Origin of the sequence: Arthrobacter globiformis (assembly GCF_030818015.1) — a bacterium.
In the GTDB taxonomy this organism is placed as follows: Bacteria; Actinomycetota; Actinomycetes; order Actinomycetales; family Micrococcaceae; genus Arthrobacter; species Arthrobacter globiformis_C.
In genome coordinates this window covers 4,818,396-4,836,711 of sequence record NZ_JAUSZX010000001.1, presented here as the reverse complement: position 1 = coordinate 4,836,711, position 18,316 = coordinate 4,818,396, and the positions used below count along the sequence as shown (strand labels likewise).

The following is an 18,316-nucleotide window of genomic DNA, read 5'->3' as shown; positions in this document are numbered from 1 at the left end:
AGTCGGGCGGGAGGGGCCCTCAAATTTGCCGCCGCCCGCCGTCGGGCTCTCCTGCTTTTGTCCCTTAGGGGGCTGCGGCGCAAACTTCGCCTGACGTTCACTTCGCCCTAAACCTGCGGGCTGCATGCGGCGCGTACGTTGAGAGAGTACTGAGCATCACCGGCTTTCTGCAGTAAGGATTTCCCATGACTTCCAGCGAATACCCCGTTGTCCTGACCGTCGAAGGCGCCGCAGTCGGCAACAGTGCCAGTGACGAAGAGATTGTTGATTCCAACGTTGCCGTGGTGAACAGCATGTACCAGGAGCTCCTCGGCTCGGGGGAGATCGCGCCCAACGCCCTGCGCAGCTACTTCGTGGACTTCTACCTGACGCAGTCCCTGGGCGGCGGCTTTGCGCAGTACGTCTTCACCGCCCCGGACCGTGGAGAGCTTGACGCCTACATCCGCGAGGGCCTGGAAGGCATGGGCGCCGCCGGGCACGTTGACCTCTTCGACCGCACCGTGGAGGCATTCGACTCCCTGTCCGAGGAGGAAGCGGACATCTACCTGGACGGCGAGGCCGACGCCGAGGAGGACGGCGAGCTCCCGGAACGCGTCCAGGCCATGGAGGACCTCGACGCCGAATTCGAATCGCTCCTCGAAACGGAGGACATCGTAGCCCTCAACGCGGCCTGGCTGCGCGGACAGGAAGACCTGCTGGTCCTGAACGACGACGAGCTCACCGCACACATCGCCAAGCGCGTGGCGGCGCTGCCGGACCTCGAAGAGCGCCGCGCCGAGGCCGAGGAAGAGGCCCTGGAGAACGCCCCGGAATTCGAGGTCATCATCCGCGAGCTGTGCGACATCGCGGGGTTCGAGCTGCAGAAAATCACCATGGGCGATCCGAACTACGACCACAACGGCGAGACGGTGCTCGCGTGGCGCTTCAGCACGGACCATGGCGACTTCCTCATGATCGAGGACGACGACGAGGCCTTCATGCTCAACCCGGACACCAAGGAAATCGTCGCCGCCGTCGAGTTCGAAGAACTGGACGAGGACCTGGACGAGGACCTGGTGGAGGCGTAGCACCGCGGTTCTGCGGGACCCCTCGATGAGGGGTCCCGCAGCTTTTGGTTAAAGGTTTCCCCAACGTGGCGTCCAGATACTGGCATCCTCTTCAGATCATGGACCTGAAGAGGATCACCTCGCTGGGTCTCAGCCGGGTGAAATCTGGGGCCTTTGAGGGGAGCTTTCCATGAAACCTGCAAGAAATCGTCCGCGTCTGGCAGCCGCCATCACGGCTGGCGCGCTGGTGGCGCTGGCCGTTCCGACCGCGGTTGTTCCGGCTTTCGCCGTCATCAGCGACCCGGGTACACACATCATCACCGTTTTCCCGGAACGGGACATGGTCTCAGCCGAAGGGTACGCAGCGGGCGATCATCCCACGATCCAGGTGCTTCGCGGCGGCGCAGTCATCGGCACGTCGTCGGTCCTGACTCCTGCGGCCGGCATCGTGGAAGTCAACCACCCCGGCGGAGGATGCTGGGAAGGCACCACCCCGGACATCCGCCCGGGTGATGTGGTCCGTGTTCTGACAGCCCCCGACGTCGGCGACCAGACGTCCGTGGGGAACGTCACCGTCACGCAGCCGGCCACCAAGATCAACGCCAGCACCGTGGTCATGAAGGGCACCGCTGTTGCACCCGGCGGCGGGCAGCTTCCGGCGGACCAGCTGGAAGCCAGGGTCGTGGCAGCCAACCAGTCGTTCGCACTGAACGGGCGGCGCACGCTGCGTGCCGGTGCCCCGGGATCAGGCGAGGACGGCGTCGTTAAATACGACGGACCGGGCCTCACCACCTGGACAGCCACCTGGACCGGCCTCACCGGAGTTGGCGCGGATGGCGTGTCCGACGCAGACCGCGCATCATCAACCACCACCTCTGAAAGCCGGGGACTGTGGCTGGGACGGGCCGCCGCGATCGGCAATGAAGTCACGATTTTCGAGTACGCGGGGATCGGCGGACCCGCCGCTCCGTGCACGGCGCCCCTGGCCAAGGGGCCGAGCACACCTGACCTGACGGCCGCCACCGACACTGGCCGCTTCAATACGGACAACATCACGCGCAGCACCACCCCAAGCTTCACGGGTGCCGTCGCGTTGCCGGACGCCGCGAGCGTCAACCTCTACATCGACGGCGCGGCCAGCGGCTCGGGAGCAGTGGCCGCGAACGGTAGCTACTCGATCACGTCCAACCGGGCGTTGGCCAACGGACGCCACACGGTGACGGCCGGGGAGGTCAGCCCTGCAGGCATCGAAACACGCTCCGCCGGGTCCCTGGCCGTCACCGTCGACACCGTGGCTCCCGTGGTGACCGCCAAGGCTCCGGCCGTCAACTCGCTGATGGTCAGCCAGACGGCCAACGTCACGGCAACCTTCAGTGAGCCGATCGCCGGCATAGGATTCGCGTCCTTCAACTTGAAGAACGCCGCAGGGGCGGTGATCGCGGCTCCCGTCACCTGGAACGCCACGACCCGTGTGGCCACTCTCAACCCTAACGTAACGCTCACTGCCGACCGGAAGCACACGGTAGCCCTGACTGCAGGCATCACAGACATCGCCGGCAATCCGATTGCCGCGAACTCCTGGGTGTTCACGACGGGCCCACGCCCGGTGGTGACCGCTAAGTCGCCGGCAGCGAACGCGACCGCGGTCAGTCGCACGGCCAACGTCACGGCGACGATTAGTGAAACGGTCACCGGCGTGGCCAACGGCACCTTCGCCCTCCGCAACGCCGCAACGGGGGCACTTGTGAGCTACGCCGTCAGTTACAACGCCACCACCCGGGTAGCAACGCTGAACCCGAACGTGACGCTGGCGGCCAACACGAGGTACACGGCCACTATTTCCGCGAGCATCAAGGATGCCGGCGGGAACCCGCTCAGCGGCCTTTCCTGGAGCTTCACCACAGGAAGGTAGCCGCGCAGCTTCACAGGACCTCCGGCCTGGCGCCGCCCGAATGGGCAGCGCCGGGCCGGACCCATGTCCAAGGGGGCGGGTGGGGAGAGTGACGCTTGACACATGCAAAACGTTTTGTGTACTCTCGTTCACACCGAACCAAAACGTTTTGCAAAGGAAGTCGATGACGACGCGAGTAGGGATACGCGAAGTGGCCAAGGCCGCCGGAGTCTCAGTGACCACTGTGTCCCACGCACTCAACGACGCCACCAGCTCACGGGTCAAAGCGGAAACCCAGCAGCACGTTCGGGACGTGGCCAGGAACCTTGGCTACGCTCCCAACCGGCTCGCCAGCGGGCTGCGCAACCAGCGCTCCCAGATCCTCGGCCTCGTCAGCGACGAGATCACCACCACGCCCTTCGCCGGGGCCATGATCCGCGGAGCGCAGGACGCGGCCTACGAACGGGGCTACGTGGTCATGGTCGTGAACTCGGGCCTGGACAGCGAGCTCGAACACCGCGAAATCACCATGCTTCAGCAGCACCAGGTGGATGGCGTGGTGTACGCCCGGCTGTACCACCAGGGAGTCGAACTGCCGCCGGCGCTCTCGGGGATCCCCACCGTGCTCTTGGACGCCGTCACAGCGGACCCTGCAGTCTCCTCCATCGTCCCGAACGAGGTCGACGCCGCTGAAACCGCCGTGGAAGCGCTCATCCGGGGCGGCCACACGCGGATCGGAATGATCAACAACGTGGACGACATTCCCGCAACGCACGGCCGGCTGGAAGGATTCCACAATGCCCTGCGCCGCCACGGCATCGAGCACGATCCGCGGCACCTCGTCATCGCCAAGCCGGATACCTCCGGTGGCCGCGAGGCAGCTCTGGCTCTCCTCGGCCAGCCGGACGGGCCAACGGCCCTGTTCTGCTTCAGCGACAGGATGGCCATGGGCGCGTACCAGGCGGCCGCAGCTCTGGGACTGACCGTCCCGGAGGATGTTTCGATCGTCGGCATCGACAATCTGGAGCTGATTGCGGACTCGCTATGGCCGGGCCTGACCACGGTGGCCCTGCCGCACTACGACATGGGGCGATGGGCGGTCAACCGCGTTCTTGACGACATTGACAACCCGCGCACGCCGCCGGAACAGGTGCGGCTCGCATGTCCCCTGATCGAACGGGGCTCCGTAGGGCCGCCCAGGAGCTGACCGCATTCCAAAACAACAACCACCAGCAATACAACCAGTTCGTCCCAAACCCCGGGTCCGCCTGAAAAAGGGACGCAGCCGTTGCAGCGGCCGCGCCCCTTCCGGACCCAGGGCCAATCATCCACGCGCAAAATCAGCAGAAAGACTGGACCTTCATGAACAAGCGATTCACACGGATCCTGGCCACCAGCATAGCCGCGGCGGCCCTCATGGGCAGCCTCGCTGCCTGCGGCAAGGGCAGCTCATCGGCCACAACCGAAGGCACCAAAGAGATCACCATGTGGACCCACGCCGCCGGAAACCCGGCGGAACTGGCGGCGACCCAGTCGATCGTGGACTCCTATAACAAGAGCAGCGGCGCGAAGGCGCAGATCAAGGTGCAGGCTTTCCCGCAGGAGTCCTACAACGATTCCGTCGTTGGGGCCGCGTCAGCCGGGAAACTTCCCTGCATCGTGGACATTGACGGGCCCAACGTTCCCAACTGGGCGTGGGCCAAGTACCTGACGCCACTGAAGCTATCCGCGGACCTTTCCAAGAACCTCCCCAGCACCGTTGCCAAGTGGCAGGGCGAGACCTATGCAGTTGGGCACGGCGACGTCGCTTTGTCCATGTTTGCCCGCAAATCTGATCTCGCTGCGGCGGGCGTCCGCGTCGCCACCATTGAGAAGCCATGGACCAAGGAAGAGTTCCAGGATGCGCTGACCAAGCTCAAGGCCCTGGGCAAGTGGCAATACCCCTTGGACATGGGCACGGCCGGCGTCGGCGAATGGCTGCCCTACGCCTACTCGCCTCTCCTGCAGTCCTTCGGCGGCGACCTCATCAACCGCGACGGATTCCAGTCCGCCGACGGGGCCCTCAACGGGGACAAGGCCGTTGAATGGGCCGCGTGGTTCCGCGGCCTCGCCGACCAGGGCTTCATGGCCAAGAAGAGCGGGAAAGATTCCACCCAGGACTTCCTGAACAACAAGAGCGGCATCCTCTACACCGGTTCCTGGGCAGGGGACAAGGCGCGCAAGGCACTCGGCAAGGACCTGGCCGTTATGCCTTCCGTGGACCTCGGCAACGGACCGAAGATCGGCGGCGCCTCGTGGCAGTGGGGCGTGACCAGCGGCTGCAACAATACGGATGCCGCGATGGACTACCTGTCCTATTCCCTGAAGCCGGAAAACGTGGCTGCCGTCATCAAGGCAACGGGAGGCATCCCCGCCACTGATGAAGCCGCGGCCCTGATTCCCGCGTTCGCCGAGGGTGGTGCCAACCGTATCTTCATGGAGTTCTCCCGCGAGTTCGCAGTCATGCGTCCGGAGACACCGGCCTACCCGTTCATCGCCACCGAGTACGGCAAGGCGGTCCAGGACATCCTGGCCGGCGCGGACGCCAAGACCGTCCTGGACAAGGCGGTCAAGGCGATCGACGCCAATATCAAGTCCAACGGCGGCTACAAGAACTAGCCGGCCGCCGGAGCGGGAGGACGACGGCGGGCGGCAACTGCCGCCGTCGTCCTCCGCCCGGCACTGACTGTCAACGGAGACTCCCATGACAACCACCCAGCTTCCCTCCCGCCGCCCGGCGGCTCCGGCGCCCGGCGAAACCACCCCGGCAGCAGCCCGCCGCAAGCGCCCGGGCCACCTGCGCGAACAGCTCAGCGGCTGGGGGATGATCGCGCCGGCAGCGGTTCTCCTGCTCGCCTTCGTGTTCCTGCCGGCGATCCTTGGCTTCGGCCTTGCCTTCACGAACGCCCGCCTCATCTCTCCGCGGCCGGTGGAGTTCGTCGGGATGGACAACTTTGCCCGGCTCTTCACCGACCCCACATTCTGGCGGGCGCTCCTGAACGTCAGCTATTTCGCTGTGGTGGTGGTGCCGGTGCAGTCCGGCCTCGCACTGGCCATGGCGCTGCTGATCAACAAGAAGTTCCGCGGCGTGAACTTCTTCCGCACCGTTTACTTCCTCCCCGTGGTCACGTCCATGGTGGTGGTGTCGCTACTCTGGCTCTTCATGTACCGCAAGGACGGGCTGATCAACGAGCTGCTGTCAACGTTCAGCTTCGGCCTCATCCAGGGGGCGGACTGGCTGAACGATCCCGCCACCGCCATGCCGGCCATCATCGCGCTGTCCATCTGGCAGGCCGCCGGCTTCCACATGATCATCTGGTTGGCCGGGCTGCAGAGCATTTCCGGGGAGCTGTACGAGGCGGCGCAGCTGGACGGAGCCAGCCGCTGGCACCAGTTCCGGTACGTCACCTGGCCGGGACTGAAGCACACCCGGACCCTGGTCCTGGTGACCATCACCATCCAGGCGCTCGGCCTCTTCGATCAGGTGAGCGTCATGACGCAGGGCGGCCCGCTCGACTCGACCACCACCATCATCTACGAGGCGGTCCGCTCCGGCTTCAAGCAGCAGGAAACCTCCTACGCTTCCGCCATCTCGCTCGTATTCTTCGTCCTGGTGCTGCTGGTCTCCGCTGTCCAGCGCTACCTGACCCGAGAGAAGGACTGACGTGAAAAACGTGCTCCGCCTCAATTCCATCGGCGCCATGGCCGTCCGCATCCTGTTCGCGGCCGTCGCCGCCTTCCCCATCGTGTTCATGCTCGTGTCCTCGCTCAAGCCGGACCAGCAGATCTTCGGCGACATGTCCTCCGTCGCGGCCTTCCTGCCCATTGGCAACATCTCGCTGGACAACTACACAGCCGTCTTCGACAGGGTCCCGGCCGCGCGCTTCCTCATCAACTCCGTCGGTGTCTCCGCCGTGACAGTGGTGTTGGGTATCTTCGTCAACAGCCTGTGCGCCTTCGCGCTGTCCCGCATGCAGGTCCGGGGCAAGCGCGTCGTGTTCACGGCGATCCTGGCAACCCTCATCGTGCCGTTCCAGACTCTCGCCCTGCCGCTGGTGTGGTGGGTGAACCAGTTGCCCTACTTCGAAGTCAACGGCTTCAGCCTGGAAATTTCGAAGGGCTGGCTGGACACCTACCAGGTGCAGATCATCCCGTTCATCGCCAACGCGTTCTCCATCTACCTGTACCACCAGTACTTCGAGTCCATTCCCAAGGAACTGGACGAGGCGGCCCGGATCGACGGCGCCGGCTGGTTCAAGATCTACCGCCAGGTGGTCATGCCGCTCGCCGGTCCTGCCACGGCCACCGTGGCCATCCTGACCTTCCTGCCCGCCTGGAACTCCTACCTGTGGCCGCTCATGGTGGTCCAGTCCGAGGAGCTTCGCCCGGTGATGATCGGCATCCAGTACTTCTTCCAGCTGAACGTCTCCTGGGGTGAAGTCATGGCCTACGCCTCGCTGATCACGGTTCCCGTAGTGATCCTCTTCATCGCGTTCCAGCGCTCCTTCATCAACAGCATCGCCTCCAGCGGTGTCAAAGGCTGACCCAGCCCCACTTTCTAGTTCGAAAGCGAACCATGACTTCCCTGAATGCAACGCCCGTGCTCGACTGCCGCTACCGGCCCAAATGGCACTTCGTCGCCGAGCACAACTGGCTCAATGACCCCAACGGGCTGGTGTACTCCAACGGCGTCTACCACCTTTTCTACCAGCACAACCCGTTCGGTGACGTGTGGGGCAACATGTCCTGGGGCCACGCCACCTCAGCGGACCTGCGGAGCTGGGACGAGCAACCCGTGGCAATCGCGTGCGATGAGCAGGAGGCCATCTTCTCCGGGTCGGCAGTGGTGGACACGCTGAACACGAGCGGTTTCGGCGCCGGGGGAGTGCCGCCGCTGGTGGCGGTCTACACCAGCGCCTACTCCCCGTCGTCGCCGCTGGCGGGCCGGCAGGCACAGTCCCTCGCGTACAGCACCGACGACGGCGCCACCTGGACCAAGTATGCGGGGAACCCCGTGCTGGACCGGGCGTCTGCGGACTTCCGCGACCCCAAGGTCTTCTGGTACGACGGCGACGCCGGCAGCTACTGGGTGATGGCCGCCGTCGAGGCCGTCCGGCATGAGGTGGTGCTCTACAAGTCCGCCGACCTCAAGTCCTGGGAGTATCTGAGCACCTTCGGTCCGGCCAACGCGACGGGCGGGGTCTGGGAATGCCCGGATCTGTTCGAACTGCCCGTGGACGGCGATGCCGGGAACACCCGGTGGGTCCTTGTGGTGAACCTGAACCCCGGCGGGATCGCCGGCGGCTCGGCGGGCCAGTACTTCCTGGGAACGTTCGACGGCGTGACGTTCCGTTCCGAAACCATTGTCACCGAGGGCAGGCAAACCGACGACAGCCGGATGCCGGACTACGGCTGGCTCGACTGGGGCCGGGACTACTACGCCGCCGTCTCGTTCAGCAACGCTCCCGACGGGCGCCGCCTCATGATCGGCTGGATGAACAACTGGCAATACGCGGCCAGCACCCCGTCGCAGGGCTGGCGCAGTGCCATGTCCCTGGTCCGCGAGGTCCGGCTGGAGACCCGCGCCGGGCGACCGGTGCTCGTCCAGGCGGCCGTGGACCCGTTCGAGTTTTCCGGTACGGAGCTGTTCACCGCGGGTCCGGAACAGCTGGCGGACGGCGTGCGGTGGCTGCCCGCGGAGGGTTCCGGGGATGTGCTGCGCATCGATGCCGAATTCCGGCCCGGTTCCGCGGGCAAAGTCGGGCTGGTGCTGCGTGCCGGCGAGGCAGACGGCGTGCAGGAGCGGACAGTGCTGGCCTACTCAGCCTTGTCCGGCGAGCTCAGCCTGGACCGCACCGGGTCCGGAAATGTCGGGTTCCATGCCGACTTCCCGTCCGTGGAGCGGGTGCCCGTTTCCCTGGACGGCAGCGGCCTGCTGCGGCTTAGGATCTTCCTGGACCGCTGCTCCGTGGAGGTCTTCGCCCAGGACGGGCTGGTGACCCTCACGGACCAGATCTTCCCCGCCGAGTCCAGCACCGCCGTCGGACTGCTGGCCGAAGGGGACGGTGCCGCCCTGGTAAGCCTCAGCGTCACCGGCTAGCTCCTGCCAACCCTGCGGCGCTGTCAGCTGTCAGCTGTTGTGCTCAAGCGCCGTCTCGAGGAAGTCCAGGAATTCCTGGTCCACCTGGTCCTCCGACGTGAGCCGCACCTTGCGGTCGAAGAAATCGCCCTCGCGGACCTTGACCGCCTTGAGGCGCTCCCCAATAGGCGCCTCAAGGCGGAGAGTCACATCCACTGCCGTGTTATTTGCCCGCGTCACCTGCGCGAACTTCCGGCGGCTGCTGTGCAGCGATACGTAGCCTTTGCGCATCTGGATAGCCACGCCCGGATGGGCTGCGGCCCATGCCAGGAGGGTGTTGGCGATGGGCCGCAGGTTCGGGTGGTCCCTGTACTGGCCATCAAGGAGTTCTTCGGCGTCCCGCAGCATGAACTCGGGATAGCCGAACATTTCCCAGGACACGGCGTATCGGGCGTAGCCCGTGATTCCGTGCTCGGCGTCCATCCATTCGCGCAGCTGGGCGTCGCTCGTCACTCCTGCGGCGCGTCCCTGCTCCGCCCACCAATGGACGTCATGCCCTGACTTCCGCAGCAGCAGTGCCTGGTTGCTGTCCACCATGGACTTCCAGGTTCCGGCCGCTGCTTTCAGATTGTGTGGATTCGCCATGCTCCGATGGTAGTGCCGGCACCTCCGGCAGAGGCGCCGGCCCCAAACCTGCAGGCTTTACTTGATCATGGTCCCGTCGGGTGCCACGAGGTACCAAACATTGCCGACGCCCTGGCCGGTGATGTCGCCGGGGGCCTTGTCCTTCTCCCACAGGTAGACGGGCATGCCGTTGACCGTCACCTGCTTCTTGCCGTCGGGCGTATCAATGGTGCCGACCGTCCCCGTTACACCCTCGACCTTGGGGGTGTCCGTGGCAGCAATCACCGGCGGCCACTTCACGAGGCAGTCGCCTGTGCAGTTGCTCTTGCCTGAGTCCTTGACGTCCTTCGTGAAGTAGTAGACGCTCATGCCTTTGCCGTCCACCACGATGTCACCCTTGCTGGACGACGCGGTCTTGAGGTCCACCGCCGCACTGTCGCTGGCACCCGTTGTCGCCGACTCACTGGCGGTGGCCGCCGGTGACTCGCTGGCAGGTGCCGCCGCCGTAGTAGTGGTCGTTGTGCCGGATCCGCCGCCACAGGCCGTCAGTGAGGCGGCAAGGGCCATAACTGCGAGGCCAACGCTCAGTTGCTTCTTCATGTGCTGCTCCTTGGCTCGGGCCGGCAGACTGAGAGACCGGCGCTATCTGGAATGACGCACAAAGGTGAAGAATGGTTCAAAGGATCTTCGGCTGACCGGAATTGAACTTATCGCCGGCTGCCGACGTCGTATTTGCCAGGAAGGCCGGCCCGCTCGGAACGGCTTCATTGGCTCATTACAGGGAGGCCGAAGATGCCGCTGGATGAGGACTTGGTTGCAGCGATCTACCGCGAGCACGGAACGGCGCTCCGCCGGTTTGTACTCAGCGCCTCCCGCGACCCGCACCTCGCCGACGACATCGTCCAGGAAACGGTGCTTCGCGTCTGGCAACAGGCGCCCAAGGTCACGGGCAGTATGCGCAGCTACCTTTTCCGGACTGCCCGGAACATCATGATCGACAACTATCGGAAGGCCCAGCGTCGGCCGCTGGAAGCCGAGGACCGTGACATCGCGGACCCGGAGGAGGCCACCGGACGAGTTGACGATCTTCTGAACAAGGTACTGATGGAGGAAGCGCTGCTGCGGCTGAGTTCGGAGCACCGTGATGTGCTGGTGGCACTGCACTACCGGCGGTTCACGGTAGGCGAGGCAGCGGTGCAGTTGAACATTCCGAGCGGAACGGTGAAATCCAGGGCGTTCTACGCGGTTAAGGCCCTGCGGACAATACTCGATGAAATGGGTGTGGAACGGTGAACGGCAAGGAAGTCCATGAGTTGCTGGGGGCATACCTGCTGGGAGGGCTTGATGAAGCGGACAAGCTGCGCTTCGAGGACCACCTCAAGCACTGCGGCTCGTGCCGCAGTGAACTGTCGGACCTGGAATCCCTGCCGGGACTGCTGGATGCCGTGCCTGTCCCGGACGCCGTGGCGCTCGCCGTCCCGCCGGCCCGCCGGCCCGGATCGGACGCCCCGTCGCCCGACATGGCCCCCGTCCCCCAGCCCGTTCTGGACGAACTGGCGGCCCGCCGTCGTAATTCCCGGCGGCGGGTGGCGGCTCTGGTGGGGGTGGTGGCGGCGGCCTGCCTGGGCCTGGGATTTGCGGCCGCGCCGCTCTTTGATCCCACCGACAAGCCCGACGCGAGCTACTCGGTCAAGGCCAACAGTGGCATGCAGGTCACCGTGGGAATGGTCAAGAAAACCTGGGGCACCGAACTTGCCGTGGACGGGCGGAGCCTGCCCCCGAACGGACGGCTTTCACTGTGGGTGAAGGACCGCGCCGGAGTTGAGGATCGGGCCTGTGCATGGATGGCGACGCCGAGCGGAAGGGTCCGGGTCACCAGCGCTACCCCGCTGCAGTACACGAGCATCGCCAGCGTCGAGGTGCGGAACGACCGGCAGCAGACCATTGCCGTCATTGCCGTACCGGGCACCTGAACCGTCCCGGCGGACTTACATCCTGGCGAGCCGGGCCCGCACCACCATGAAGACCCCGTAGCAGATGAGCCCGGCGCCCACCGCGGCCAGCACGTACACCCCGTAGGGCTGTTCGCGCAGGGCGCGGAGCCCGCCGTCGAGACCTGTCGACTGCTCGGGATGGACGGTGACGGTGGCGATGACCACCAGCAGGCCCGTCACAAACAGGGCAACGCCCTTGGCCACATAACCCGCCACGCCAAGGCCGGTAATGGCTTTGCGCCCGCGGGGGGAAGACGGCAGGTTGATGTGCTTCTCAAAAGACTTTTGGAAGCCGCGGACCGCATAGACGATCCCTACGACGGCCACGGCTGCCCCGATCAGCACCAAGAGCAAGACGCCGCCCGGCGCCTTCATGAGAGTGACCGTGAGATCGCTGGCTGATTCCCGGTTGTCCTTGCCGGCACCGCGCGCGAAGGCGGCCAGCGTGAACGCCAGCCCGGCATACACGGCGGCCTGTGCTGCGGCCTGCAGCTTCTTGCCGGCCTTGTGCTTTGCGGGCAACCGTTCGAAGTCGAAAATCGCATCACCGGCCTGCCACAGGGCGAGGGCCACGCAAGCGGCGAAACTGCACCACAGGAGCACCGGCCCGGCCGGCTGGCTGGCAAGTTCGGCAACGGCGCCGCTCACATCAGCGCGGCCGCCACGGCCCCGGGCGAGCCCGAAGGTAATAAGGCCGACCAGGATGTGGAGCACACCGCTAACGGCAAATCCACCGCGTGCCAGCATTTCGAGGGGCTTCGAGTTCGAGACGTCCTCGGCCTTGCCGGCTGCGCTTCTCAGTTCTCGTTTGATGATCGCCCCTTCGCGCCGGCAGCTGCTGTGGCACTCCGCCACACGCTTATCGTGCCACGGCGGGGGGCCGGGGAACAGAGGCCCGGACGGGCACGGATCGGGCGGCGCTGCAGCACCGGAACCCGGGCGGCGCTGCAGCGCCGGAACCTGGGGCTGGCGCGGCTGGACCCGGGGTCCGGCGCGGCTAAACCCGGCGGTAGCAGAGGTCGAAAATCATCCGGCCGGCTTCGTGGGCCTTGTTCTCGAAGCTGGTGCGGATGCGGCCCTCGAAGCGGGGGGCCCAGCCGCCTCTTTCGTCGATGCCCTCGTTGGGCCCGGTGTGTTCTGTGCTCACGGGCGCCCGACCCTCTTTCACCGGCGCGCCCCCCACCAGCGACTCGACGCCGGTCTGCCACACGTGGGTGAGCGGACTCTCGGGGCCGCTGCGCTCACCGTTGTGAAGGTTTTCGAACGCCTCCGATCCGGCGAGGACGTCGCGGACGTGCACGGCATAGTTGGACCAGTCCGTGGCGATTCGCCACAGGCCGCCCGGCTTCAGCGCCCTTGCGGCGAGCTCCGCGAATTCGGGCTGGATCAGGCGGCGCTTGTGGTGCCGGGACTTGTGCCAGGGGTCCGGGAAGAAGATCCACAGTTCGCTGACCGAGCCGGGCGGCAGCATGGTGGCGAGGACCTCGGGGGCGTTCGCCTCCACCACGCGCACATTGGTCAGGCCGCGGCTGTTGATCTTGATCATGGTGTTAGCCAGGCCGGGAGTGTAGACCTCCACGGCGAGGAAGTCCTTGTCCGGGTTTTCCTCCGCGGCGTGGCAAACGGCCTCTCCCAGGCCCGAGCCGATCTCAACAATCAGCGGTGCCTGGCGTCCGAATTCGGCTTCGGCGTCGAACGAGTAGTCGGGGTGGACCGACGTGTTGGCCACGTGGCGGGGCACGTCGATGGCCCAGCGGCCGGAGTGCTCCTCCCAGGCCGCCTGGCGACGCCCCTGCAGCCGGGTTCCGCGCCGAACGAAGCTGACAGGCCGTCCGCCGTAGGTTCCGTAGGAGGCCTGGCTTCCCGGCGTGACCGGCCGGGGCTGGTTCGGATTTGCCGGCGGCTGCGGGGTTTCGGAAGTTTCGCTCATCCATTCCAGAATAGTGGAGCCGGACGGCGTGGCTTTCAGGCCAAGCTTTACAGGGCCGGTGGTGGACCCCCGGAAATCACAGGTGGTGGCCACCGCTCAATAGAAGACATCAAATTGGCCGCGCTGAATCGCCGGTAAAAATATGATGACGGCCTCCACTGGCACCACTATGAGGCCGGCAACACCAGCGCTCCACCCGTTGGAACCGCGTGGTGACCGACTGACGGCGAAGAGCCCAAAAATCATGGAGAGCAGTCCGAGCAACACAGGCAGGCTAAGAAAGACAAAGTTTGCCATCCATTCCTTGCCGTTACTGCCGGTATCTGGGCGGGTGAACAGTGCGACGAACATCGTCGGCACGGCTGTGATGATCATGCTGGGCATCACCACCACGGCGCAGATGATGCTGGCCACGCCCGTGCCGGACGCACGCTGCCTTTGGCCGCCGGGGCCTTTGCCTGCCGGGCCGTACCGCGGCGGCGGCTCACTGGACTCCGGTGCCTGCGGAAAGCTCATGGTTCTCCTCGTGAAAATCGGCCGGGCCGGCTCGTTGGATCGCTAGGTGCCGACCACACTATTGGCGCCGCGGGCGCCCGGGATACCGTGCTGATCCCGTATGTGGATAACCCCGTCTGGGGAGACCCCGCCCGGGGTCGTGGCTCGGTGACGCCCCGGCCCGTACTGGGCTCCTGTAACAATGGGCGGGTGATCGACGCCCAGAACTCAGGCCAACGTGACGGCAATCCGCCGCAACGCAACGCAGCCAATCCGAATACCCTGGTGGACGCAGAGGCAGACGACGTTCCCGCAGCTGAACCCACTCGTGTGACCGGCCGCCGGGCCCTGGCCTACCTGGGACTGTGCCTGGTGCTGATCGGGCTGAACCTGCGGACTGTGTTCTCGAGTTTTTCGGCGGTACTCCCCGAAGTGACGTCCGACGCCGGCCTGCCTGGCTGGGCGGTGGTGGTGCTGACCACGGTGCCGGTCACCCTGCTCGGTGCGTTTGCGCCGCTGGCCCCGGTCCTAGCCCGCCGGTTCGGCGCGGAACGGGTCCTGCTCGGAGCGATGGCGGTCCTCACGGCCGGCCTACTCCTGCGGCCCGCCGGGGTCCCGGGCGCCGGGCATCTGCCGGCGCTGTTCGCCGGGACGGCTGCATGCGGGGCCGCCATTGCGCTGTGCAACGTGTTGTTGCCCGGGCTGGTGAAGCGGGATTTCCCGCACCGGCTCGGCCTGATGGGCGGCCTGTACACCACGGCCATCTGCGCGTCGGCCGCCCTGGGTGCCGGCTTCACCTACCCCGTTTTCAGCGCTACCGGACGGTGGACTTGGGCGCTGTGGTTCTGGGCGGCACCGGCCGCCGTCGTGCTTCTGCTCTTCCTGCCGGTGGCCTTACGGCAGCGGCACGGGCAGCAGACGGCGGTGCACGAGGGCGTGAATGTGTGGCGCTCGGCGGTGGCCTGGCAGGTCACGATCTTCATGGTGCTGCAAGCGATGATGTCCTTCAGCGTCTTCGCCTGGCTCGCACCGATCCTGCGCGAGCGCGGAGTGGACGGCGGAACGGCCGGGCTGATTGTGTCGGCGTCCATTGTGTTGCAGATGCTGGGCTCGCTGTTCGCTCCGGCACTCGCAGCCCGATTCCGCGACCAGCGGGCGATCAACACCGTGGTGGCGCTCATGACCGGCGGCGGCTTTGCACTGAGCATCTTCGGCCCGCTCGAGCTGGTCTGGGTGTGGACGGGCCTGCTGGGGCTGGGCCAGGGAAGCCTCACCGCCGTCGCCCTGACGATGATCATGCTCCGCACACGCGACGGGCACACCGCAGCCCACCTCTCCGGCATGATGCAGGGGGTGGGCTACGGGCTCGGCTCCACCGGCACGCTGCTGGTGGGTCAGCTGCACCAGGGCACCGGCTCGTTTGCTGCGGCGGGGCTCCTCTTCCTGGCGGTGGGAACGCTGGCCGCGGTGTTTGGCTACCGGGCAGGGCGGGACAGGTTCATCGGCGACTAGCAGCCCATATAACTAGCAGCAGAGGGCGTTCTCATCGTTCAGAACGCCCTCTGCTGCTATCTGGTTGGGATGGGCTAGTGCGCCAGGTCCTTGCCCTTGGTCTCAGGGATGGTGAAGATGAACGCCACGCTGACGGCCAGCAGAACCACCGCGTAGACGTTGAACAGGTTCGGCATGTGGACCGTGGTGCCTAGCCACTGCTGCAGGTAGGGGGCCGTGCCGCCGAACACTGCCACGCAGATGGAGTACGGCACGCCCACGCCCACCGTGCGGATGCTTGTGGGGAACAGCTCGGCGTACACGGCCGGAACGATGGCGGCGCTCGCGGCGATGAAGATGAGCATCACGGACATGCTCACGGCCAGCTGCCAGGCGGAATCCTTCAGCAGCCACGTCATCGGGAAGTGCATCACGGCGGAGCCGATCGCGCCGGCCCACAGCACCTTCTTGCGTCCGATCCGGTCGGACAGCTTGCCCCAGACCGGAAGCGCGGCAATGAAGACGACGTTGCCGATGACGCCGGCCCAGAGGGCCTCGCCGCGGTCGATCTTCAGGGCGGTGGTCGCGTAGCTGGGAGCCACGACGCCCCAGATGTAGTAGATGACGGTGAGGCCCACGGTCAGGCCGATCACCTGCAGGGCCTGCTTGCGGTATCGGACGATCTGCGGCCAGAGCGGGGCGCGCTTCTCCGTGGCAGTCTCGCCCTCGAAGACGTCCGTCTCGTGCAGCCGGGACCGCATGATCAGTGCGTACAGGCCCATCGCGGCTCCGATCAGGAACGGGATGCGCCAGCCCCAGGCGTTCATGACCTCAGTAGTCAGTGCCATGTTCAGCACCGCGCCCAGCAGGGTCCCAAACAGGATCCCGACTGTCCCGGAGGTGTAGATCAGCGTGGCCCAGAATCCGCGGTGTTCCCTGGGGGCCATTTCGGAGAGATAGGTCTGCGACGACGGCAGTTCGCCGCCGTGTGCCAGGCCCTGGACCAGCCGGGCCACCAGCAGCATCAGCGATGCGAAGGCCCCGACGCTGGCGAACGTGGGGGCGATGCCGATCATGAGGCTGCCCAGCGACGCCAGGCCGACGGCGAGCGTCATGGACGCCTTGCGGCCCACCCGGTCACCGATCCAGCCGAACAGGAAACCGCCGAAAGGACGGGCAACGAAGCCGACGGCGAAGATCGCCAGCGTGGACAGCACGGCTGAGGCGGGATCTGACTTGCTGAACAGCTGGCTGGCGATGAACGGGGTGAAGGTGGCGTAGATGGCCCAGTCGTACCATTCGACGGCGTTTCCGATGCCGGTGCCGATGATGGTCTTGCGGGTCGAGGTCCTGCCCTGGCGCTGGGCGTTGATGATGGCGGTCATGGTTGTCTCCCTGGAATGGGCGGGCTAGAGAGCCGGAACGGAAGCGGGGACCCGGGCGCCGGCGGCGGCCAGGGCATCCAGGCGGCTAATGGCGAGTTCCGCGTAGAGCGCGGCACCGTCAGCCAGCACGCCGTCGTCGAACGTTGCGTACGGCGAGTGGTTGAACGGGGAGGTGGCGTGGTCCGCGTCCCGGGGGACGGCGCTCAGCCCGACAAACGTGCCGGGCACCTCGGCCAGGACCCGGGAGAAGTCCTCGGAGCCGCTGAGCGGGGTGGCCCACCGCGAGAGCCGCGAGTCGCCGAACAGTTCAGTGATGACTTTTTCCGCCGTGTGCGTCTCGTCCAGGTCGGTGATGGTGAGGGGGTATTCCTGCTGGTAGTCCACATCGACGTCGAGGCCGTGCGCCGCCGCGATGCCCTTGAGCAGCCGCGGCACGGCGTCCATCATCCGCTGCCGGTTCTCGTCGGAGAACGTGCGGATGGTGGCCTCGATGCGGGCCGTTTCCGGGATGACATTGCGCTTGGTGCCTGCGTGGAGCACCCCGACGGAGAGGACTACGGGATCGAACATGTTGAACTGGCGCGTGACCATCACCTGCAGGGCCGTGACCATTTCGGCTGCGGCCGTCACGGGATCCTTGGCCGAATGCGGGGCGGAGCCGTGGCCGCCGGCGCCGAGCACGGTGACCACCAGGCCGTCGGAGGCGCTGAGCATCACGCCGGGCTTGGTGCAGAACGTTCCGTGCGGCTCGAGGGAGGAGAACACGTGCATGCCGTAGGCCGCGTCCACGCGCCTGCCGGGGGCGTCCAGGACGCCTTCGCGGATCATGTAGCTGGCGCCGTCGCAGCCTTCCTCGCCGGGCTGGAACATCAGGACGACGTCGCCCGCCAGCCGGTGCCGACGCTCGGCGAGGAGGGTGGCCGCGCCGGTGAGCATGGAGGTGTGGAGGTCATGGCCGCACGCGTGCATCGCGCCGTCGATGGTGGAGGTGTAGTCGACGCCGGTCTTCTCCTGGACGGGAAGCCCGTCCATATCCGCCCGCAGCAGGACGGCGGGTGCAGTGCCACTGGGATCGCCGCCGCGCAGGACCGCGGTGACCGACGTCGTCTCCTTGCCAAGGGTGATTTCGTACGGCAGGCCCTCCAGTGCCTTCAGTACCTTTTCCTGGGTCCGCGGCAGCTGCAGTCCGATTTCGGGTTCCCGGTGCAGGTCGTGGCGGAACCGGGCAAGGTCTTCCTGCATCTGGCGGGCGTCTGCGGCAATCGGCACGTGTTCTCCTCATTGGTGGTCCGGTGCCGTGGGTCTATTCTGGAGTGGTCTGCTTCACATTCGGCCGAAGTGC

17 protein-coding genes are annotated in these 18,316 nt (G+C 66.1%); 10 read left to right on the top strand and 7 right to left on the bottom strand.

Going from position 1 to position 18,316, the window contains the following annotated elements; translation table 11 throughout:
- The first annotated feature begins 185 nt into the window (after positions 1-185).
- The 7 genes from QFZ23_RS22580 (at position 186) to QFZ23_RS22550 (ending at position 9,076) form a co-directional block, all read left to right on the top strand.
- Positions 186-1,067, top strand: coding sequence for a DMP19 family protein (locus QFZ23_RS22580; RefSeq protein WP_306926410.1), 882 nt, complete (start codon positions 186-188; stop codon positions 1,065-1,067).
- A gap of 169 nt (positions 1,068-1,236) precedes the next feature.
- On the top strand, positions 1,237-2,958 hold the full coding sequence (locus tag QFZ23_RS22575; protein WP_306926408.1) for an Ig-like domain-containing protein: 1,722 nt from the start codon (positions 1,237-1,239) through the stop codon (positions 2,956-2,958).
- Between the two features lie 163 nt (positions 2,959-3,121).
- On the top strand, positions 3,122-4,144 hold the full coding sequence (locus tag QFZ23_RS22570; protein ID WP_306926406.1) for a LacI family DNA-binding transcriptional regulator: 1,023 nt from the start codon (positions 3,122-3,124) through the stop codon (positions 4,142-4,144).
- A gap of 155 nt (positions 4,145-4,299) precedes the next feature.
- On the top strand, positions 4,300-5,595 hold the full coding sequence (locus QFZ23_RS22565) for a sugar ABC transporter substrate-binding protein (protein WP_306926405.1): 1,296 nt from the start codon (positions 4,300-4,302) through the stop codon (positions 5,593-5,595).
- Between the two features lie 85 nt (positions 5,596-5,680).
- The gene (locus QFZ23_RS22560) at positions 5,681-6,640 is read left to right on the top strand and encodes a carbohydrate ABC transporter permease (RefSeq protein WP_306926403.1); all 960 of its coding nucleotides are present in this window, start codon (positions 5,681-5,683) and stop codon (positions 6,638-6,640) included.
- A 1-nt stretch (position 6,641) separates the two neighbouring features.
- The gene (locus QFZ23_RS22555; protein WP_306926401.1) at positions 6,642-7,520 is read left to right on the top strand and encodes a carbohydrate ABC transporter permease; all 879 of its coding nucleotides are present in this window, start codon (positions 6,642-6,644) and stop codon (positions 7,518-7,520) included.
- Between the two features lie 32 nt (positions 7,521-7,552).
- Positions 7,553-9,076, top strand: coding sequence for a glycoside hydrolase family 32 protein (locus QFZ23_RS22550; RefSeq protein ID WP_306926399.1), 1,524 nt, complete (start codon positions 7,553-7,555; stop codon positions 9,074-9,076).
- Between the two features lie 30 nt (positions 9,077-9,106).
- On the opposite strand, the gene QFZ23_RS22545 is transcribed toward QFZ23_RS22550, so the two are convergent.
- Both QFZ23_RS22545 and QFZ23_RS22540 read right to left on the bottom strand, forming a co-directional pair.
- The gene (locus QFZ23_RS22545; RefSeq protein WP_306926398.1) at positions 9,107-9,700 is read right to left on the bottom strand and encodes a DUF5655 domain-containing protein; all 594 of its coding nucleotides are present in this window, start codon (positions 9,698-9,700) and stop codon (positions 9,107-9,109) included.
- A gap of 57 nt (positions 9,701-9,757) precedes the next feature.
- Entirely contained in the window at positions 9,758-10,279 is a 522-nt protein-coding gene (locus QFZ23_RS22540) for a COG4315 family predicted lipoprotein (protein ID WP_306926397.1), read from the bottom strand.
- 192 nt (positions 10,280-10,471) lie between these two features.
- On the opposite strand from QFZ23_RS22540, the gene QFZ23_RS22535 reads away from it, so the two are divergent.
- A complete protein-coding gene (locus tag QFZ23_RS22535; protein ID WP_306926396.1) occupies positions 10,472-10,972 on the top strand; it encodes a sigma-70 family RNA polymerase sigma factor in 501 nt (166 codons plus the stop codon).
- Entirely contained in the window at positions 10,969-11,652 is a 684-nt protein-coding gene (locus QFZ23_RS22530; RefSeq protein WP_306926395.1) for a zf-HC2 domain-containing protein, read from the top strand. The genes QFZ23_RS22535 and QFZ23_RS22530 overlap by 4 nt, the downstream gene beginning before the upstream one ends.
- A 15-nt stretch (positions 11,653-11,667) precedes the next feature.
- Here QFZ23_RS22530 and QFZ23_RS22525 read toward each other — a convergent pair whose 3' ends face one another.
- From QFZ23_RS22525 to QFZ23_RS22515, 3 genes are all read right to left on the bottom strand, one after another.
- Positions 11,668-12,474, bottom strand: a complete 807-nt coding sequence (locus tag QFZ23_RS22525; protein ID WP_306926975.1) for a DUF1206 domain-containing protein — start codon at positions 12,472-12,474, stop codon at positions 11,668-11,670.
- Positions 12,475-12,670: 196 nt separating this feature from the next.
- On the bottom strand, positions 12,671-13,603 hold the full coding sequence (trmB, locus tag QFZ23_RS22520; RefSeq protein WP_306926394.1) for a tRNA (guanosine(46)-N7)-methyltransferase TrmB: 933 nt from the start codon (positions 13,601-13,603) through the stop codon (positions 12,671-12,673).
- A gap of 96 nt (positions 13,604-13,699) precedes the next feature.
- The gene (locus tag QFZ23_RS22515) at positions 13,700-14,119 is read right to left on the bottom strand and encodes a hypothetical protein (RefSeq protein WP_306926393.1); all 420 of its coding nucleotides are present in this window, start codon (positions 14,117-14,119) and stop codon (positions 13,700-13,702) included.
- A 192-nt stretch (positions 14,120-14,311) separates the two neighbouring features.
- Between QFZ23_RS22515 and QFZ23_RS22510 the strand changes: the two genes are divergently transcribed.
- Complete coding sequence (locus tag QFZ23_RS22510) at positions 14,312-15,610, top strand: MFS transporter (protein WP_373427953.1); 1,299 nt, start codon at positions 14,312-14,314, stop codon at positions 15,608-15,610.
- A 74-nt stretch (positions 15,611-15,684) separates the two neighbouring features.
- Here QFZ23_RS22510 and QFZ23_RS22505 read toward each other — a convergent pair whose 3' ends face one another.
- Positions 15,685-16,974, bottom strand: a complete 1,290-nt coding sequence (locus QFZ23_RS22505; RefSeq protein ID WP_306926391.1) for an MFS transporter — start codon at positions 16,972-16,974, stop codon at positions 15,685-15,687.
- Between the two features lie 24 nt (positions 16,975-16,998).
- Positions 16,999-18,243 carry a M20 metallopeptidase family protein gene (locus QFZ23_RS22500; RefSeq protein WP_306926390.1) on the bottom strand — a complete coding sequence of 415 codons (1,245 nt, stop codon included), beginning with the start codon at positions 18,241-18,243 and terminating at the stop codon, positions 16,999-17,001.
- Between the last annotated feature and the right edge of the window lie 73 nt (positions 18,244-18,316).